The following is a 19,160-nucleotide window of genomic DNA, read 5'->3' on the forward strand; positions in this document are numbered from 1 at the left end:
CCCCCAGCCCCCCAGCCCCCAGCCCCCATTTTTTCATCTTTCCCAATACCCATAAAATTTTTTATCTGTCTGAGAATAATTAGCTTGCAATCCACTACAATTTTCGTACATTTGTAAGCTTAACTTAAGCATATGCATAAGCTATGAGGAATACCGGTGAACTGATTTCATCCATCGAAGAGAAAGTCAGGATTGTTACCGGAAAGCTTCATGAAATGAATGCCCGATGCGAAGAGTTGGCAAATGAAAAATCAGCTTTGCTTAATACAATAGCTGAACAGGAAAAAATCATTAACGAATTAAAAAAAAGAATAGAGACCATAAAAATAGCAAAAGCGTTAGAAAGCACAGAGGGAAAAACTGAAGCACGTTCTAAAATTGACGGGATTTTGCGGGAAATTGACAAATGTTTGGGATTATTGAACAGGTAAAGTTCCTGGTGTGATACAAAAATCAATGGAAAATTTAAGCATAACTGTTAAGATTGCAGAAAGGACTTTCCGGTTAAAGATAAGTCCGGATGAAGAGGAAAGGATCAGAACAGCAGCAAAGTTAATTAATGAAAAAATAAAGGATTATTCAAACTCATACGCCTATCATGACATGCAGGATTTGTTATCCATGGTTGTTTTGCAATTTGCCGTAAAAACGGTTCAATGCGAAGAAAAACTGTCAACCGTGGATGATGTATGGGGAGAAAGGCTTGAGGCCATTGACAAAGTTTTATCAGATCACACACAATAATTTGATACGTTCTTTGAAAGAAATAAACAATATACCCGCATTAATCGGAACAGTTTAAAAACTCAACATTATAAACATTAGGGGTAATGCTCATCGTTCACTAGAACAGGCCTCAATCCGGCTTGCCGGATTTCGCAACCGCGGACGGTGGAAGTTCGACGGAACAGGCGTCCCTAAACGTGTCATCTGGGGTTTTTTATAGCTCCTGCCGGTTAATGCGGTTTTTTTTTCCCTCCTGCTATTCGGTCTGTATGTGAACCATTTGATTAACTAAAAAAACTTTAAATCATGATGGAATGGATTTTGCCCATTGTAATAGGGGTTGTAGCATTAATGGCAGGGGTACTGCTCGCTTCAACGGTATTACGCAAAGCCATAGAGAAGAAAAGTACAAATCTTTTAAAGGAGACTGAAGAAAAAGCAGAGGTCATAAAAAAAGAGAAAATCCTGCAGGCAAAGGAAAAGTTTCTTCAGATGAAGGCTGAGCATGAGAAGATTATTAACGAAAGAAACAATGCGGTTTTAAAAAATGAAAACCGACTCAAGCAAAAAGAGACAATGCTATCTCAGAAGTTTGAGGAATTACAGCGAAAAACACGGGAAGTAGAAACCATAAAGGAAAACCTGGGAAGTCAACTGGAGATTTTGAACAAACGGCAAAGCGATCTGGAGAAAGCACATAAACAGCAGGTGGAACAATTGGAAGCTATTTCCGGTTTATCTGCTACTGAGGCCAAAGAACAACTCAAGGAATCGCTTAAGGAAGAAGCCCGTGCAGATGCCATGATATATGTGAAAGATATTGTTGAAGAGGCCAAAATGTCCGCTAATATGGAAGCGAAAAAGGTGGTTATTGAAACTCTTCAACGTACCGCCGCCGATTATGCTATCGAAAATACCGTTTCGGTCTTCCACATCGATAACGATGAGATCAAGGGCCGCATCATCGGCAGGGAAGGGAGAAATATCAGGACACTTGAAGCTCTGACCGGAATTGAGATCATTATCGACGATTCACCAGAAGCCATTATTCTTTCGGGTTTCGACCCCATACGCCGCGAAATTGCACGTCTTTCACTGCATAAACTGGTTACCGACGGAAGGATCCATCCTGCCAGAATTGAAGAAGTGGTGGCCAAAACCAAAAAGCAGGTAGAACAGGAAATCATTGAAACAGGAAAGCGAACTGCCATTGATCTCGGTATGCACAATATGCACCACGAGCTGATCCGGCTTATCGGCAAGATGAAATACCGCTCGTCATATGGGCAAAACCTTCTCCAGCACTCTATTGAAGTCGCCAACCTTTCTGCAACCATGGCCGCGGAATTGGGCCTGAATACCAAAAAGGCAAAGCGTGCCGGATTGCTTCACGACATTGGCAAAGTAGCCGAAAATGAACCGGAATCTCCTCATGCGATCGTTGGTATGAAACTGGCCGAGAAATTTAAGGAAAAACCGGAGATATGTAATGCTATAGGCGCTCATCACGATGAGATAGAGATGGAATCTCTTATCGCTCCCATTGTCCAGGTTTGTGATGCCATTTCAGGCGCAAGACCCGGTGCCAGAAGAGAAGTAGCTGAGGCGTATATTCAAAGGTTAAACAGGTTGGAGGAACTCGCTTTGACCTACCCGGGTGTAGTTAAGACCTATGCCGTTCAAGCCGGTCGGGAACTCAGAGTGATTGTTGGTGCCGATAAAGTATCCGATACCGAAGCCAACCAAATCTCATACGATCTTTCCAGGAAGATCCAGGATGAAATGACGTATCCCGGACAAATAAAGATTACTGTAATTAGGGAAACCAGGGCAATAGCCTATGCGAAATAAAAAAAAGGCGCTATTTAAAGCGCCTTTTTTTTATTCTTCCTGTGCTTTCATTTTTTCTTCAAACTCACGTATAAGATCTTCCGGTGACTTTCCCAGATTTTGAATTGAGATTTCTGCATCATCGGCAAAATCATTGTCGGGATACTTCTCAATGAATTCTCTGTAAATAGCTTCTGCCTGCTGCAAATCACCCAGAGAGTTCTCGTAAACGTACCCTTTTAAAAACAGACATTCGGCTACCTTACGAAAATCCGGATACTCTTCAATGATCCGGTTGTAAAGATCTATGGCCTGCTGAGCCTGGTTGATGTTCATGGAGATGTCGGCTGCTTTGAACAGGTATTCGGATGCCATCGAATCGCCTGGAAAGTCCCCGGCAAACTTGATATAAGCGTTAACCAGTTCATTGGCTTTTTCAAGACTCACCATACCGCCTTTTTCATCGAAAAGGGAAGTCTCCATTTCGTTGATCTTGCTGATCTCACTGTTTTTAGAGGGTCCGCATGAAATAATTGTCATGATGACCGCCAAAAGAATAATTATACTCCTGATTTTCATGTTTATAATGGGTTTTAGTATGAACGGGTCAGTTTCTTTTTTTGTGCAGGGAAGATCATTTTGTAATCCACTTTTACATTTCCCCTGGAAATGTCGTTAAGCCTTCTTCTGATCAGAGTCTTGCGGAGAGGATTGATTCTGTCAGTAAACAATATACCTTCGAGGTGGTCGTATTCGTGCTGAATGATCCTGGCAATATACCCTCCGTGAGTTTCATCGTGAAATTCCCAGTTTTGGTCGTAGTATTGGATCCTGATCATTTCTTTTCGGGATACATCTTCACGTATATTGGGGATGCTAAGGCAACCCTCGTCGGTAACCCATTCGCTTCCGCTTTGCTCAATAATACGGGCGTTAATAAAGACCTTTTTGAAGTCTTTTGCTTCGGGTATATCATCAGCATAGGGGGTTGCATCAATGATGAAAAGCCGGATCGACCGGTTGATCTGGGGTGCGGCCAAACCTACCCCCACCGATTCATACATGGTTTCGAACATGTCATGGATGAGCTTATCCAGTTCAGGGTAATCCCGGTCAATATCCTGCGATATCTTTCTTAGTGTCGAATGGCCGTAGGCAACAATTGGAAGCATATTTTTATTGTTAGTATCCCGGTTTTTGTGTAGAATTCATATATGACTGTAACAGGATGGTAGCGCTGATCTTATCGATGGTTGCTTTGTCCTGCCTGGCTTTCCTGCTTATTCCGGCGTCTATCATGGTCCTGAAAGCCATTTTTGATGTAAACCTTTCATCAAATCTTTCTATTCTCAAATCCGGGAATAGTTTATGCAATCTTTTAACGAACGGTTGAATAAATTGTTCAGACTCCGACTGGGTATTATCCATTTGTCGTGGTTCCCCTACAACAATTACATCCACATTTTCCTGCTTTAAGTATTTTCCCAGGAAGTCAAAGATGTCTTTTGTAGCCACGGTATCAAGCCCTGTGGCAATGATCCTGTTTTCGTCGGTCACCGCGATTCCTGTGCGCTTACGTCCGTAATCTATTGCCATTATCCTTCCCATTGAATTGCGGTGCTAAAATATTCTACCCACAAAATTATAAAGAAGATCGAAAGACTTATAAAAAATTGGCTATTTTTGAACTTGGCATAAAAGCTTTATGTTGGAAGAATTACGGTTGATTGTCGAAAAAGCCTGGGATGACAGGGAACTATTAAAAGAAGATGCTGTCAGAAAAGGTATTTCCGCAGTGATTGAACTGCTGGACAAAGGAAAAGTCAGGGTTGCGGAAAAGACAGGTCAGGAATGGCTTGTAAACGAATGGGTCAAGAAAGCGGTGATCCTTTATTTTCCGCTACGGGAGATGGAAGTGGTAAGGGTGGGGCCATTCGAGTTTCATGATAAAATCGGATTAAAGTCGGGTTACGATAAGCTTGGGGTGAGGGTTGTTCCCCAGGCATTGGCACGTTATGGCTCTTATCTGGAACCGGGAGTGATACTTATGCCATCTTATGTGAATATCGGCGCCAGGGTTGGTTCAGGAACCATGGTGGATACCTGGGCTACTGTAGGATCTTGTGCCCAGGTTGGCAGAAATGTTCATCTGAGCGGCGGAGTTGGAATAGGAGGGGTGCTGGAGCCTGTGCAGGCAAAGCCGGTAATCATTGAAGATAACTGCTTCATCGGTTCCCGATGTATTGTGGTTGAGGGAGTGATGGTTGAAGAAGAGGCCGTGCTGGGCGCTAATGTCGTCCTTACCATGTCAACCCGCATTATTGATGTTACCGGTAGCGAACCTGTTGAATATAAAGGCAGGGTGCCTGCCCGTTCCGTGGTGATACCGGGCAGCATCAGCAAAGAATTCCCCGCCGGAAACTTTCATGTACCCTGCAGCCTCATTATTGGCAAAAGGAAACCGTCGACAGATAAGAAAACTTCCCTTAACCAGGCTCTTCGTGATTATGATATTGTGGTTTAATTGAATTTCAGGATGCCAAGATACTTGATCATACAAACTGCTTCAATCGGGGATGTCATCCTTGCTACATCCCTCCTGGAAAAACTGCACCTACACGATAATAATGCATTTATCGATATTATGGTCAAGAAGGGTATAGAATCCCTTTTCCTGTCACATCCTTTTATTCATAAAGTTTATATCTGGGATAAAAACAGCAGGAAAATCCGAAACCTGATCGAAATCCTTCGAACTACCAGAAAAGAACGATATGATTATGTAATCAATGTTCAGCGTTTCATGCTGACCGGTTTTTTTACGGTTTTAACGGGTGCTAAACATACCAGGGGGTTCAGGAAGAACCCTCTTTCTGTTTTTTTCGGAAAACGTTATTCTCATGATATCGGCCGGAAAGGAATTCATGAAATCCAACGTAACCATCAACTTATAAGTGATATTACAGGGGAAGGCCCGGGACCCGTGAGGCTTTACCCTTCCAAAGCCGATGACGCGAAAGTTTCTCAATATAAAACTCATTCCTATATCTGTATTGCACCCGCTTCCCTTTGGTTTACAAAACAATATCCTGCGGAAAAATGGGTGGATTTTCTGAATCAGTTAGATCATAACTATTACGTATATTTCCTGGGTTCACCGGGAGATAAAAAATTATGTGATGATATCATTGAACGTTCAGGGTATCCAAATTGTCTTAACCTTGCAGGAAAATTGTCTTTACTCGAAACAGCAGCACTTATGCGTGAAGCTACTATGAACTATGTTAATGATTCTGCTCCGCAACACCTGGCCTCAGCAGTGAATGCACGAACGACTGCAGTTTTCTGCTCTACCGTGCCCGCTTTTGGATTCGGTCCTTTATCGGATGATGCGGTGGTGGTGGAAACCGATAAAGTCTTGAAATGCCGGCCCTGTGGATTGCATGGATACAGGGAATGCCCTGAAGGTCATTTTGATTGCGCATATACGGTTGAAACCGATAAACTTATTAGACGACTGGGATAATGGAAGAGCAAATTGTTAAAACATTAGAGTATCTGTCTAAAGGTAAAACCATCCTTTACCCGACCGATACTATATGGGGCATAGGTTGCGATGCAACCAATTCCCGTGCCGTCGAGAAAATCTACCGGATCAAACGAAGGGTAGAGAAGAAAAGCCTGATCATTTTGCTTGATTCGGCCGTTAATCTGAAGAATTTTGTTGATATCGTTCCTGGAATAGCCTACGATTTAATAGAAAACATTGAAACACCCCTCACTATTATATTTCCAGTCGCAAAAAACCTTCCTAAAAATGTGATTGCCAGTGATAAAACCATCGCTATTCGTGTTATTCGTGACGAATTTTGCAGGGAGCTTATCAGAAGGTTCGGAAAACCTATTGTTTCAACATCCGCGAATATTTCCGGGGAACCCAATCCCATTTTATTTAACCGTATATCCCAGGAAATTCTTGATAAAGTTGACTATGTGGTCGACCTTCACAGGGATCGTGTTTCCTTAAACCGACCTTCCAGGATTATCAAACTGGAAATCGATGGTGAATTTAAAGTGATCAGGGAATGACAGACAAAGGCATATCGGCCGGATACTTCCAGTTCAGCCCTGTACTGGGTGATGTGAATGCCAACATACACATCCTGGAAAAAGCTTTTCAGTCTGCTCCTTTGCCCGATATCCTTGTTCTCCCCGAACTGGCCAATTCAGGATATAATTTTTCTTCAGCCGGGGAAGCCCGAAAATATTCCGAAACATTAGTTAATAGCCCTTTCCTGGAGTTCCTGAGAGAAACTTCCAGGAAAAGGAATATCTATATCGTATCCGGTTTTAATGAAAACGACGGTAATGAAATCTACAACACGGCAATCATTACCGGTCCGGAAGGTATCGTTGGCAAATACCGGAAAATACACCTTTTTATGAATGAAAAGGATTATTTTGCTCCGGGGAACCTTGGCTTTCAGGTCTTCCGCTCGGAGCTCGGTATTTTGGGTATGCTGATTTGCTTTGACTATATCTTTCCGGAAGCCTGGAGGATTATAGCGATGAAAGGAGCCTCCCTTATTTGTCATCCTTCGAACCTCGTTACACCCTATGCTCAAAAGGTTGTTCCTGCTCATTCCGTTATTAACCGCTTATTTGTGATTACCGCAAACCGTACAGGTACCGAAAGGGATTTGACCTTTACAGGACAATCTTTTATTACTGATCCTGAGGGAAATGTCTTTTGCAAAGCGCCGGGAGATGAAGCAGTTCTGAATTTCCTGGATCTTGATCTGACCCGCTCAGATAACAAAATGATCACTGCACGCAACCATGTGTTTAATGACAGAAAACCCGGTTTTTACAAAGAATTGATGGACTGAAACATAATGAATGGGGTTAAAAAAGTGTTAACAAAATTAAAAGTGGTTTGTTATTAGTGTAAAAATAGATACATGTACAGGAATAAGCGTTTAAAGATCCGGAAGGATGATAAGGAGTTTAATATTAAAACCCTTGACAGGGATATTCTTGAAAAATGGTATTACCTGATGACCCTGGGCAGGCAGCTCGACGATAAAGCGCCAAATTACCTGAAGCAGGCGCTGGGGTGGTCATACCACGCTCCCTATGCAGGCCACGACGGGATTCAGTTGGCTATCGGACAGGTTTTCGAAAAGGAGAAAGATCATTTGTTCCCCTATTACCGGGATATGCTAACTACCATTTCAGCCGGTCTTACCGCCGAAGAGATCATCCTCAATGGCCTGTCGAAAAAAGATGATATTGCCAGCGGTGGAAGACATATGTCGAACCACTTTGCCAAACCCGAATGGAATATTCATAACGTATCCTCTTGTACTGGAAACCATACCCAGCACGCTGTTGGCGTAGCCAGAGCCATAAAATATTATGGTGCCGATGCTGTGGCTATTTCATCTCAGGGAGAATCCTCCACCTCGGAAGGTTATGTTTATGAGGCTATTAATGGAGCAAGCAACGAAAGACTTCCCGTGATATTTGTTTTCCAGGATAACGATTACGGTATATCTGTTCCAAAAAAAGACCAAACAGCCAACCCACGCGCCGCAACTAATTTTGAGGGATTTAAAAACCTGGAGATCATATACTGCAACGGCCTTGACGTGATTAACTCCATGAATGCAATGGCATTGGCAAAAAAGGTAGTTAAGGAAAAGAGCATTCCGGTTATTGTGCATGCCAATTGCGTAAGGATAGGCTCACATTCCAATTCCGACCGTCACGAACTATACCGCGATATGAATGAGTTACTTACGGTTAAAGGACAGGATCCATTGCTCCGATTCAGGGAAAGGCTGGTTTATACCGGAAGGTTTACTGCTGAAGAGCTGGATGAGTTGGATAAAAAAGCCAAAAAGGAAATCAGTGCTGCTCACAAGAAGGTGATCACCATGCCCGATCCCGATCCCGAAAGTATACACCGTTTCGTGATACCGGAACCTTATGTGCCGGAAATATTTACCAAAGGACTTCCGCTGAACAACGAAGGAACTTCCATGCGCTTTATTGAGGCGCTCAATAATACTCTAAAGCAGGAATTCAGGACAAATCCCGATACTTTTATATGGGGGCAGGATGTTGCTAATAAAGAGAAGGGCGGAATATTCAACGTAACCAAGGGAATGCAGCAGGAATTCGGTAAACAAAGGGTTTTTAATGCCCCTATTGCCGAAGACTATATCCTGGGAACAGCAAACGGGATGAGCCGGTTTAACGATAAGATCCGTATTGTTGTGGAAGGTGCTGAATTCGCCGATTATTTCTGGCCCGCCATGGAACAATTGCTCGAAATGTCTCATGATTACTGGAGAAGTAACGGAAAATTCTCTGCCAATGTGACCATAAGGCTTGCTTCCGGTGGATACATCGGGGGCGGTCTTTATCACTCCCAGACCATAGAAGGGGCCCTTGCCACTTTGCCCGGCCTCCGGATCGTTTATCCTTCATTTGCTGATGATGCGGCCGGTTTACTACGAACAAGTATGAGATCGCATGGACCAACCATTTTCCTGGAACCTAAAGCTCTTTATAACGATCCTGCTGCGGAAGCCATTGTACCCGAGGGTTTTGAAGTTCCTTTCGGCGTGGCCAGGATCAGAAGAGAAGGTAAGGATATGACAATGGTGACGTATGGCAATACAACACATTTATGCCTGAAGGCTGCTGAAAAAATATCACAGGAACTCGGTAAGGAAATTGAGGTGATTGATCTGCGCTCCCTGATCCCTCTGGATAAAGAAGCCATCCTGGAATCCGTTAAAAAGACAAACCGGGTTTTGGTAGTCCATGAAGATAAAGTATTCGGAGGTTTCGGTGGAGAGATCGCAGCCATGATCGCCGGTGAAGCTTTTGAGTACCTCGATGCCCCTGTTTTCAGGGTCGGTTCAGAGTTTACCCCGGTTGGCTTTAACCGTATCCTGGAAAAAGCTATTCTGCCTGATACCGATAAAATTTATAAAGCAGCTAAAGAGTTGATCTCATATTGATGATGATTTTCAGAAAACCTTCATTTTACATAATGCTTATTGTTAAACGAATTTGTGCATCCGTAAGATGATAATGACGGGTTAACATTTTTTAACGGAAATTTGAGGTCTATGCCCTTGATTTTATTGTACTTTTGACCGGAAACCGGAAGGTTAATTCTGAGGGTAATATCCTGTGAATTATAAATACAGACATAAATAAACCTTTTAATATGAGCAGACCGAATTTTTTTATTCCCATTTTCATCGCTATTTCTATCATCTTCGTCTCTTTTACATCGTTTTCACAGTCGGCAGATATTAGGAAAAGCATACAGAAAATAGCCGGAGTGTTGCAACTGATCGATTACGCCTATGTGGATTCCGTTGATATGGATAAGCTTGTTGAGGATGCCATTATAGAAACTCTTCATGAGCTTGATCCCCATTCATCTTATATTCCTGCAGAAGACCTTGAAAGAACGGAAGAGGAACTGGTTGGGAGTTTCGAGGGGATAGGCGTTACTTTCCAGATTTTTCAGGATACCATCCTGGTCATTTCTCCCATTCCGGGGGGGCCATCGGAGAAAGTAGGCATCATGGCCGGTGACAAGATCATAAAAATTGACGGTGAAGATGCATACGGGAAGAAAATTGATAATGAATATGTTTTCAAACACTTGCGTGGAGAAAAAGGGACAAAAGTAGATGTAGGAATTTATCGTGCAGGAAAGAAAGAGCTAATTGATTATACGATCGTTCGCGATAAAATCCCTATTCATAGCATTGATGCTTCCTATATAATTGAACCTGGTGTGGGTTATATAAAACTCAACCGTTTTTCCAAGACTTCGACGGAGGAATTCCGGGAATCTGTGGCTGATCTGAAATCAAAAGGGATGAAGAAGCTTATTCTTGACCTTAGAGGCAACTCCGGGGGGTATTTGGGTATTGCCGTTGAACTTTCCGATGAGTTCCTTCCTTCCGGCCGCTTGATCGTTTATACCGAGGGTTTGAAAAGCCCCAGGGAAGAATTTGATGCTACCTCTGCAGGCAGTTTTGAAAAGGGTGACCTGATCGTAATGATCGATGAAGGCTCAGCCTCAGCCAGCGAGATTGTTTCAGGGGCTGTTCAGGATTGGGACCGGGGCCTTATCCTGGGCCGGAGATCGTTCGGTAAGGGGTTGGTGCAGCGTCCTTTCGAACTGCTCGACGGTTCCGTGATGCGACTGACCACGGCCAGGTATTATACTCCTACCGGCAGAAGCATTCAGCGCCCGTATGAAAATGGTTTTGACGATTATTACAAGGATTATGTGGAGCGATGGGACAGGGGGGAGATGATACACTCCGACAGCATTCATTTTCCCGATTCTTTGAAGTTTTATACTCCGGGAAACCGTATTGTTTATGGAGGTGGAGGCATCATGCCCGATATCTTCATTCCCTGGGATTCGACATGGATCTCTGATTATTATATCAACCTTCGGAGAAAAGGTATCCTTAACCAGTTCACCATCCAATATGTTAACAGTCACCGGAAAGAGATCCTGAAAAAATACCCGACCCCGGAAGAATATCGCGATAAATACCAGATCACGAATGATATAATGCAACAGTTTATCGACCTGGGAAAAGAGGAAGGTGTGGAATACGATGAGAAAGGTTACGAAGCAAGCGAAGCCGTGCTAAAATCCCAGATTAAAGCCTGGATGGCACGTAATCTTTGGGATGTGAACGCATCCTACATGGTTTTTTCCGAAACCGACGATGCCCTGCAGGAAGCCTTGAAAATCCTGGAAGACGGAACACTTTTCGTGGAGTTGAAAATTCGTCGTTGAAGCTTGCCAGATAACTGAAATATTTGCATACATTTGTCTGGATTAAAAATTGAAACCCGGATAGAATATGGCAAATTTATCGACCCGTTATATGGGCCTGGAGCTCAGGAATCCTATTATTGTCGGAAGTTCAGGATTAACCGCCACGGTTGAAAATATTAAAACCCTTGAAGAAAAAGGAGCAGCCGCTGTTGTCCTGAAATCCTTGTTTGAAGAACAGATCAATTTCCTGATCAATAAAACCATGAGCCAGGATGAATCCGTTAACGCTTATCCCGAAGCAATGGATTACATCAGCAATTATACTCGTGATAATGATGTTGATAATTACCTGAAGCTCATCAGGGAAGCCAAAGAGGCCGTAAAAATCCCCGTTATTGCCAGTATTAACTGCATTTCTTCCCAGGAATGGACCACCTTTGCCCGGAAAATGCAGGATGCCGGAGCCGATGGAATTGAACTGAACATATTTATTCTTCCTGCAGACCCTAAAAGAAACGGGGAAGAAAATGAAGCTGTGTATTTTCAGATCATCGAGAAAGTAAAGAAACAGGTTTCCATCCCGGTTGCTATCAAAATCAGCCATTATTTCAGTGGCTTTGCCAATACGGCGTTGAAGCTTTCCTGGACAGGCATATCAGGTATGGTTTTGTTTAACCGTTTCTTCTCACCCGATATCGATATTGATAAGATGAAGGTTACGGCAACCCACGTATTCAGCACCCCGGAAGAAATCTATAATACGCTGAGATGGGTAGCTTTGCTGTCGGATCGTCTGCATTGCGATATTGCTGCTTCCACCGGTATCCACGATGGAAAGGCCATGATCAAGCAACTTCTCGCAGGCGCCAAAGCTGTGCAGATTGCATCCGTTCTGTACCGCCATGGTTTTGATTCCATCCCGGCCATGTTGAAAGACCTGGAATCCTGGATGGATAAGCAAGGGTTTAAATCTACCTCTGATTTCATTGGCAAAATGAGTATCAAAGAGGCACAGAATCCTGCAGCTTATGAGAGGGTTCAGTTTATGAAGCATTTTGCGGGGATTGAATGATCTAAAAGGGACGCCATCCTACGGGACTCCATCCTACGGGACTCCATCCCCAAAGGTTGGAGTTTCACTAAAATGAGGTCTCTTCAAAGATTGGAACAATTTTTTCAATAACCATAGGAATTTTGCTGAGACCCATCTCACCACTTTCAAAATCCGATGCAGTAGTGACTACTACCAGGTTTAAATCCCTGATGATCATGATATACTGACCGCCATGGCCAAGCGCAATGATCAGATCATGCTTTTCAGGGGATGCAGCATTGGGTTCTTTCCACCATTGCAAATTGTTTTTGGAGTGATGCCACCATTGATAGCCGTAGTCAAAGAAATCACTTTCCTTCACCTGCGGTCCGGTAGACTCAAATATCCACTCCTTGGAAACAAGCTGTTTATCCTGCCACTCCCCATCGTTGAGAACCAGTAACCCGATTTTCGCCATATCCCTTGGCCGCAGGGATAGTCCTTCGCCACAACGCAGTATGTCGCTATTATGACTTTCCCAAATGTAATTTGTTATACCTAAAGGTGTGAAAAGAAACTCTTCTGCAAACAACAGAGGCTTTTTCCCCTCAAGATTTTCAATGATACCCCCAAGAAGAACAGAACAACCACTGTTATAATTGAATTTTTCACCCGGAATGGCTGCCATTGGCCGGCTTAAAATATACCCGAGACAATCTTCGGTTTTGTACATCTCAGGGGGATAATCATCCCACTCCAGGCCGGCTGTCATGGTTAAAATGTGTTTTAGCCTGATTTCCTCTCTTCCCTCAAACCGTAATGAATCATATTGCGGGAAAAAATCAAATACCGCTTGTTCAATGCTTATTTCCTGATGACGATCCAATGCGATCCCGAGCAGTAATGAGGTAACACTTTTCGTGCATGAACGAATGTGCTGAAGATCATCCCGGGTATAGTCATAAAAATATTCTTCGACTATTAATTTGTTGTTCCTAAGTATCAGGAGTGATTTTATCCTGCCGTATTTCTGGTCGATGATCTCTTTCATCAGATTTGAAACTGACGAAGAATCAACGGAAAAGTTATAGATTGATTCCGTGTTCAGGCCATCACCGGTTTGCTCAGGCCTTTTGCAGGAATAATCGATCTTTTCGTTTTCATCAGGAACCCTTGGGAACAATATCCTGTTCTCCAGATTTCTGCCGGCACGAATAAAATCCAGTGGATTTTTTTCATCCACGGAATGAATTGCTCCCTTAAGCATTTCATTTTGATTATCCAGGATACAAATTAGTGTATCTGAATCCGAATCAGTCAGGGAGATTTTTTGGGCAACAGGATCATAATGTACATCAGTGAAATTCCAGTCAGCTATGAATTCGCCATTTTTCAGGAAAAAGCCTCGTGCATTCAATGCTTTTGTACTATCCCTGCTGATCAGCAATGCAACTTTTTGCCCCCAGGGCTCAAATAAAACGGATGTTTCATCAGTGGATACCCACAATCCTTCAACATTAATTGTAGTGCCTTTGTTAATACAGGCACTGAGAGTGATCATTAATATAACCGCTGAGAGAGATAGTCTGGGTTTTTTCATCGTGGGGTAATTTAATCTAAACAATGTAATAGAAAACTTCCATTGCATTGTTTGGGTTTCATGTAAAATTGCCTTTTTTCTCCATTTTCAAATGTCAGAAGTAAAAGATAATTATCCAGTAGTTTTACATCTTTAATCGCTAAACACATTTAACATTATGTTAATTGTACAATTTGAAATGGTTTTTCGCCATTTTGAAATAGTCCCAGGCTGCCAGTAATTCATCCCAATGTATTTCAAACCATACTGTGATCAATCGTTATGGCCGTGTTGATATTTGCCATCAAGTATTTCGCAATCCTGAATCTGAGTGGTAGCCCTGAAATTCTGATAATAACCATGAATATTTGGTGGATTATGTTCTTTAATTGCATCATACATTCTTATTTATAATAATCCCAAAAAACATTGAAATAGTTGGTATGTTAATATCTGTTTTCCCAAAGATACTAATCTTTATTCTAAAAGGGACTCTATCCTACGGGACTCCATCCTACGGGACTCCATCCCGAGGGGTGGAGAATACCCATGATTTTTTAGGTTGTTGTTATTTAGCTTGTTAAGAGATTTTAAGGGACTCCATCCCGTAGGATGGAGTCCCTTTTTTTATCTAAAAAGGGAACAAATTGCAAAAACCGGAACTAATAGAAAAAAGTATGTCAAACGAATAACTTCCACCATGCCTAGTAAAAAGGATAAAACTAAAATTGAGCCTGGCAAAGTATTCCATATCTTTAACAGGGGTATAGATAAAGCGAAGATCTTTATCAATGTTGATGACTATGATTTCTTTATGCTGAAATATCAACAGTATGTTGCGCCTTATGTCACAACCTATGCTATTTGCTTGTTACCAAATCATTTTCATATTTTGTTAAGAGTTAATCCTTATCGAAACGAAAACGATTCTGTTAGTGAACACTTGCGCAGGTTTTTTATCGTAATTGCCCAACGGATTAACAAGAAAACCAACCGAAAAGGTGGTTTATTTTGTAAAAGCTTTAAAAGATTGGCTGTTGAGGATATGAATTACCTTAAACGTATTGTATTTTATATTCACTGGAATCCGGAGAAACATGGTATTATCAGGGATTATAAGTTATATGCTTTTAGTACGTATTCTCATATTGTTAATAATAATAATTGTCTGGTTGATGTTAAGGAGGTACTATACTGGTTCGGAGGATTGGAATCTTTTCTAGAATATCAGGATGTTATTCACGATGAGATCATTTTGAAAAAGTTAACCATGGAGGATGATTAAAGGAACTCCATCCTGCAAAATAAAGCCTGTTTATTAAAAATCCTTATCTGACAATACTATTTTACCCGTAGCAAACCCATTTTCTACCCTTAATCTGTAAAAATATATTCCTGCAGAATATTGGCCCATGTCAAGTTGAATGCTGTGAAATCCCTTATCCTTCTTCCCATATTTGTTGGAAACTTCTTTCTGACCGTAATGGTTGAATATCTCAAGTATTACAAAAGTACCTTTGTCTAAATGGTAATGCAAAGTAGTAGTGTTTGAACAAGGATTCGGACTGATGGTAACGCTTGGTTCATAAAAATCTTCAATGGCAGTAATTCCGCAAGCTTCTTCTGCTTCCAGGCGGCTATTGCATCCCGGGGCATTTGAATAAATGAAGACATCGCCACAGGGACTGACCAGATACTCACAAATGCTTTCCACATCACAGGTAGAAAGTTTTTCATTGCTATTAATGTAAATATTTTCAATCGTGCTGGATTGAATATTATCCATCCCTGATAGATCCTGGAGTGCATCATTTGAAATGATAATTAAATCGCCGGATAGCGTATCCAGGGATGAAAGAGCAATTAAGCTGGTAAGGGCGTTATTATATATAATAGTAAAACGATCTCCAATGTATGTAAGGCTCTCAAGTCCGGTAAGACTCGTGAGCATATTATTATTTTTTATCAGAAACTGACCATTTATTCTTCTGAGGTTCCCAAGTCCGCTAAAATTTTCCATTTTTTGATTATAAGTAAAAAATAAAACACCTGTTGAATCCAGATTCGATAATGCAGATATGTTATCCAGATCATTATTGTAGGACATACCAATCCCATATCTGGCCTTCCTCAGAGTATTCAATCCATCCAAACTGTTAAGGGAATCATTTTGTTCCAAACTTAAATATCCATAAATATTTATCAGATTTTCCAAGCCGTTCAGATTTTTGAAACTACTTTGTTGAATGCTCAAGTCACCATTGATGGTTTGCAACATCCCCAGGGCACTTAAATCATGAAGGTTGGAATTATTGATAATCCTTAACCCTCCCAGGTAAGCAATGTTTTCCATTCCGTTTAAGGCGGTCAGAGAAGGATTATTGTAAATTCTGACTTCACCGGATATAGAATCCATCGATGATAAACCTGAGAGATCTGTTAGATTATCGTTCCCGCTTATTTCTATATAATTGGATATATATTTCAAAGAATTTAACCCAATAAGGTTCTGGATTAAACCATTTTCCTTAATTGTTATACTTCCTGTAACGGAATCTAAATTGCTAAGATCCGATAAATCAATTAATGCATTATTGTCTTTGATATTCAGTAACCCATTAACCTTATGTATATTATGCAGTCCATATAAACTGGTCAAGGAATTATTTCCATAAACAAGAAGCTCACCATTTAATGTGGTAAGATAATCAAGTCCCTCTAATGTGATTAATTGTTCATTTTCAGCTATTTCCAGGCCTTCTCCGAATGAAAGCATACTATTCAGTCCTGTTAAATTCTCAATTCCGTTATTTCTTATTTCCATGGCCATGCCAATGAAAGTGAGGTTTTCCAATCCGGTAAGATCTTGCAGGAGCGGATTGGAATTCAGTTCAAAAAAATTACTGATAGAATCCAGATTATTTAATCCAACAAGGCTTTCAAGTTTTAGATTACCATAAATAGTAAAGGATCTTCCAATTTTTTGAAGGTTTTCCAAACCATGCAGATTGATCAGGGAATCATTGCCCCATATGCTTAATGATTTGCCTATTGAAGTCAGGACATTAAGTCCGTTTAAATTCGTGATATTATGACCGTTGATCTGAACTGACCCTTCAATTTCTGAACAACCCGGGTAGTTGATCTGAAAACTGTCGATTTGTGATTGTCTGTTGAACTCAATTCCATCAGGAAGGCATGATTGAGCAAGTGACAGGTTGAATATTAATAGCGAAAAAATTAATATGGCATAAGATTTCATGGCACGAAATTAATGCTACAAGTTAGTCACTTTTAACCGGAAAAGCAAGTTGAGGGACGCCATCCTACGGGATGGAGTCCCTTTTAAAGTGAACAATGCCCTCCCTCCATGCGTTATTAGTTCAAATAAATTGCATACGATATGCCTTTCTATCACCGCCTGGGACAAATACCCCACAAACGCCATACACAGTTCAGAAAACCCGACGGCAGCCTGTATGCCGAACAACTGGTTTCAACAGAGGGTTTTTCCGATCATTATTCCCTGGTTTATCATCACTACGCGCCAACCATGGTAAAGGCCATTGATGAACCTTACAATGTAAAACCGGAAATTGCTGTGGCGAAAAATATGCAACACCGAAGCTTCAACGGTTTTAATATTAAACCTGTAGATGATTTCCTGGAAAGTCGCGTTCCTGTCCTGGTAAACAACGACCTGTATATCTCCCTCGCGGCCCCGGGGAAATCCATGAAAGACTACTTCTTTAAAAACTCCGCGGCCACAGAAATGATCTTCATCCATGAGGGCTCAGGGGTGCTCAGAACGATGTACGGAAACATCCCTTTTGCCTACGGCGATCACCTGATCATTCCCAGAGGGATTATCTATCAAATGGAATTCAATGATGAAAACAATCGCCTGCTCATTGTCGAATCGTCCAGCCCCATACGTTTTCCGAAACGTTACCTGAGCAAATACGGCCAGCTGATGGAACATGCTCCTTTGCACGAACGGGATATCCGTCCGCCACAATTACTGGAAACCCACAATGAGAAAGGCGATTTCCTGGTAAAAATAAAAAGGGACGATACCATTTTCCCTTACCATTATGCCACACATCCTTTCGACCTTATCGGCTGGGATGGCTACCATTTTCCCTATGCCATCTCCATCCACGATTTCGAACCCATCACAGGAAGGGTACATCAACCGCCACCGGTTCATCAGACTTTCGAAGCTCATAACTATGTGATGTGTGCATTCGTTCCCAGGATGTACGACTACCACCCGCAAGCCATCCCCGCTCCCTATAACCACAGCAATGTGGATTCCGATGAGGTGCTCTACTATGTCGATGGGGAGTTCATGAGTCGTAAACATGTTGACCGCGGACAAATCACCCTGCACCCGACCGGAATCCCTCACGGACCGCACCCCGGGACAGTGGAGAAAAGCATAGGCCAGAAAGAAACTAAAGAACTGGCCGTTATGATCGATACTTTCAGGCCTCTGATGCTTACCAGACAGGCCATGGAAATCGAGGATAAAGATTATTACTTAAGTTGGTTGGATTAAATAATTCAGGATTATGAATGATTTCTTGCCCATTAATGGGACCGATTTTGTTGAGTTTTATGTAGGTAATGCCAAACAGGCTGCCTTTTACTATCAAACTGCTTTCGGCTTCCAGCCGCTGGCTTACCGCGGACTGGAAACCGGTGACAGGATACAGACTTCCTTTGTGCTGCGACAGGATAAAATCACCTTTGTTTTTACATCTTCCCTTATTCCGGATACGGAGATCAGCGCTCATCACAATCAGCACGGTGATGGTGTGAAATTCGTTGCCCTTTGGGTGGATGATGCTGCAAAGTCATACGAGGAAACCGTTAAAAGAGGCGCGGAACCTTTCCTGCAACCCATTACCGAAAAGGATGAGTTCGGACAGGTCGTTAAATCGGGAATTCACACTTACGGAGACACCGTCCACCTTTTCATTGAACGAAAAAATTACAACGGCCCTTTTCTTCCGGGATTTATTGCCTGGAACCCCGATTACAAAACTGAACCTACCGGTCTCAAGTATGTTGATCACATGGTCGGTAATGTGGACTGGGGACAAATGAACCTTTGGGCGGAGTTTTATGCCAAAGTCATGGGATTTACCCAA

18 protein-coding genes and 1 pseudogene are annotated in these 19,160 nt (G+C 42.0%); 13 read left to right on the forward strand and 6 right to left on the reverse strand.

Annotated features, from left to right (window positions below; all coding sequences use genetic code 11):
• The first annotated feature begins 215 nt into the window (after positions 1 to 215).
• The 3 genes from KKA81_03035 to rny all read left to right on the forward strand — a co-directional run bounded on the left by KKA81_03035 (position 216) and on the right by rny (position 2,577).
• Entirely contained in the window at positions 216 to 431 is a 216-nt protein-coding gene (locus tag KKA81_03035) for a hypothetical protein (protein ID MBU2649886.1), read from the forward strand.
• Positions 432 to 456: 25 nt separating this feature from the next.
• On the forward strand, positions 457 to 744 hold the full coding sequence (locus tag KKA81_03040; protein ID MBU2649887.1) for a cell division protein ZapA: 288 nt from the start codon (positions 457 to 459) through the stop codon (positions 742 to 744).
• A 288-nt stretch (positions 745 to 1,032) separates the two neighbouring features.
• The gene (rny, locus tag KKA81_03045; GenBank protein MBU2649888.1) at positions 1,033 to 2,577 is read left to right on the forward strand and encodes a ribonuclease Y; all 1,545 of its coding nucleotides are present in this window, start codon (positions 1,033 to 1,035) and stop codon (positions 2,575 to 2,577) included.
• 30 nt (positions 2,578 to 2,607) lie between these two features.
• On the opposite strand, the gene KKA81_03050 is transcribed toward rny, so the two are convergent.
• Genes KKA81_03050 through ruvX form a run of 3 tightly spaced genes read right to left on the reverse strand, consistent with a single transcriptional unit; the run spans position 2,608 to position 4,164 of the window.
• The gene (locus tag KKA81_03050) at positions 2,608 to 3,135 is read right to left on the reverse strand and encodes a tetratricopeptide repeat protein (protein MBU2649889.1); all 528 of its coding nucleotides are present in this window, start codon (positions 3,133 to 3,135) and stop codon (positions 2,608 to 2,610) included.
• A gap of 14 nt (positions 3,136 to 3,149) precedes the next feature.
• Positions 3,150 to 3,728: a peptide deformylase gene (gene def, locus KKA81_03055; GenBank protein MBU2649890.1), complete on the reverse strand. Its 579-nt coding sequence runs from the start codon at positions 3,726 to 3,728 to the stop codon at positions 3,150 to 3,152.
• Between the two features lie 10 nt (positions 3,729 to 3,738).
• Complete coding sequence (gene ruvX, locus KKA81_03060; protein MBU2649891.1) at positions 3,739 to 4,164, reverse strand: Holliday junction resolvase RuvX; 426 nt, start codon at positions 4,162 to 4,164, stop codon at positions 3,739 to 3,741.
• A 100-nt stretch (positions 4,165 to 4,264) separates the two neighbouring features.
• On the opposite strand from ruvX, the gene KKA81_03065 reads away from it, so the two are divergent.
• The 7 genes from KKA81_03065 (at position 4,265) to KKA81_03095 (ending at position 12,464) form a co-directional block, all read left to right on the forward strand.
• A complete protein-coding gene (locus KKA81_03065) occupies positions 4,265 to 5,080 on the forward strand; it encodes a 2,3,4,5-tetrahydropyridine-2,6-dicarboxylate N-succinyltransferase (protein ID MBU2649892.1) in 816 nt (271 codons plus the stop codon).
• 12 nt (positions 5,081 to 5,092) lie between these two features.
• Positions 5,093 to 6,082, forward strand: a complete 990-nt coding sequence (locus tag KKA81_03070; GenBank protein MBU2649893.1) for a glycosyltransferase family 9 protein — start codon at positions 5,093 to 5,095, stop codon at positions 6,080 to 6,082.
• On the forward strand, positions 6,082 to 6,645 hold the full coding sequence (locus KKA81_03075; protein ID MBU2649894.1) for a threonylcarbamoyl-AMP synthase: 564 nt from the start codon (positions 6,082 to 6,084) through the stop codon (positions 6,643 to 6,645). The genes KKA81_03070 and KKA81_03075 overlap by 1 nt, the downstream gene beginning before the upstream one ends.
• On the forward strand, positions 6,642 to 7,445 hold the full coding sequence (locus KKA81_03080) for a carbon-nitrogen hydrolase (GenBank protein MBU2649895.1): 804 nt from the start codon (positions 6,642 to 6,644) through the stop codon (positions 7,443 to 7,445). The genes KKA81_03075 and KKA81_03080 overlap by 4 nt, the downstream gene beginning before the upstream one ends.
• A gap of 72 nt (positions 7,446 to 7,517) precedes the next feature.
• Entirely contained in the window at positions 7,518 to 9,590 is a 2,073-nt protein-coding gene (locus KKA81_03085) for a 2-oxoisovalerate dehydrogenase (GenBank protein ID MBU2649896.1), read from the forward strand.
• Positions 9,591 to 9,802: 212 nt separating this feature from the next.
• A complete protein-coding gene (locus KKA81_03090; protein ID MBU2649897.1) occupies positions 9,803 to 11,410 on the forward strand; it encodes a S41 family peptidase in 1,608 nt (535 codons plus the stop codon).
• A gap of 67 nt (positions 11,411 to 11,477) precedes the next feature.
• Positions 11,478 to 12,464, forward strand: a complete 987-nt coding sequence (locus KKA81_03095) for a dihydroorotate dehydrogenase-like protein (GenBank protein MBU2649898.1) — start codon at positions 11,478 to 11,480, stop codon at positions 12,462 to 12,464.
• Positions 12,465 to 12,531: 67 nt separating this feature from the next.
• Here the strand turns inward: KKA81_03095 and KKA81_03100 are convergent, their stop codons facing one another.
• Positions 12,532 to 14,025, reverse strand: coding sequence for a beta-lactamase family protein (locus KKA81_03100; protein ID MBU2649899.1), 1,494 nt, complete (start codon positions 14,023 to 14,025; stop codon positions 12,532 to 12,534).
• Between the two features lie 155 nt (positions 14,026 to 14,180).
• Positions 14,181 to 14,449, reverse strand: a pseudogene (locus KKA81_03105) (DUF4160 domain-containing protein).
• A gap of 255 nt (positions 14,450 to 14,704) precedes the next feature.
• On the opposite strand from KKA81_03105, the gene KKA81_03110 reads away from it, so the two are divergent.
• Positions 14,705 to 15,289 carry a transposase gene (locus KKA81_03110; protein MBU2649900.1) on the forward strand — a complete coding sequence of 195 codons (585 nt, stop codon included), beginning with the start codon at positions 14,705 to 14,707 and terminating at the stop codon, positions 15,287 to 15,289.
• A 33-nt stretch (positions 15,290 to 15,322) separates the two neighbouring features.
• Here KKA81_03110 and KKA81_03115 read toward each other — a convergent pair whose 3' ends face one another.
• Positions 15,323 to 17,266 carry a T9SS type A sorting domain-containing protein gene (locus KKA81_03115; GenBank protein MBU2649901.1) on the reverse strand — a complete coding sequence of 648 codons (1,944 nt, stop codon included), beginning with the start codon at positions 17,264 to 17,266 and terminating at the stop codon, positions 15,323 to 15,325.
• Positions 17,267 to 17,407: 141 nt separating this feature from the next.
• Between KKA81_03115 and KKA81_03120 the strand changes: the two genes are divergently transcribed.
• Together KKA81_03120 and KKA81_03125 are read left to right on the forward strand one after the other, a co-directional pair.
• Positions 17,408 to 18,565: a homogentisate 1,2-dioxygenase gene (locus KKA81_03120; protein ID MBU2649902.1), complete on the forward strand. Its 1,158-nt coding sequence runs from the start codon at positions 17,408 to 17,410 to the stop codon at positions 18,563 to 18,565.
• 13 nt (positions 18,566 to 18,578) lie between these two features.
• On the forward strand, positions 18,579 to 19,160 hold a 582-nt coding region (locus KKA81_03125), incomplete at its 3' end, for a VOC family protein (protein ID MBU2649903.1).

Source organism: Bacteroidota bacterium (assembly GCA_018831055.1).
In the GTDB taxonomy this organism is placed as follows: domain Bacteria; phylum Bacteroidota; class Bacteroidia; order Bacteroidales; family B18-G4; genus M55B132.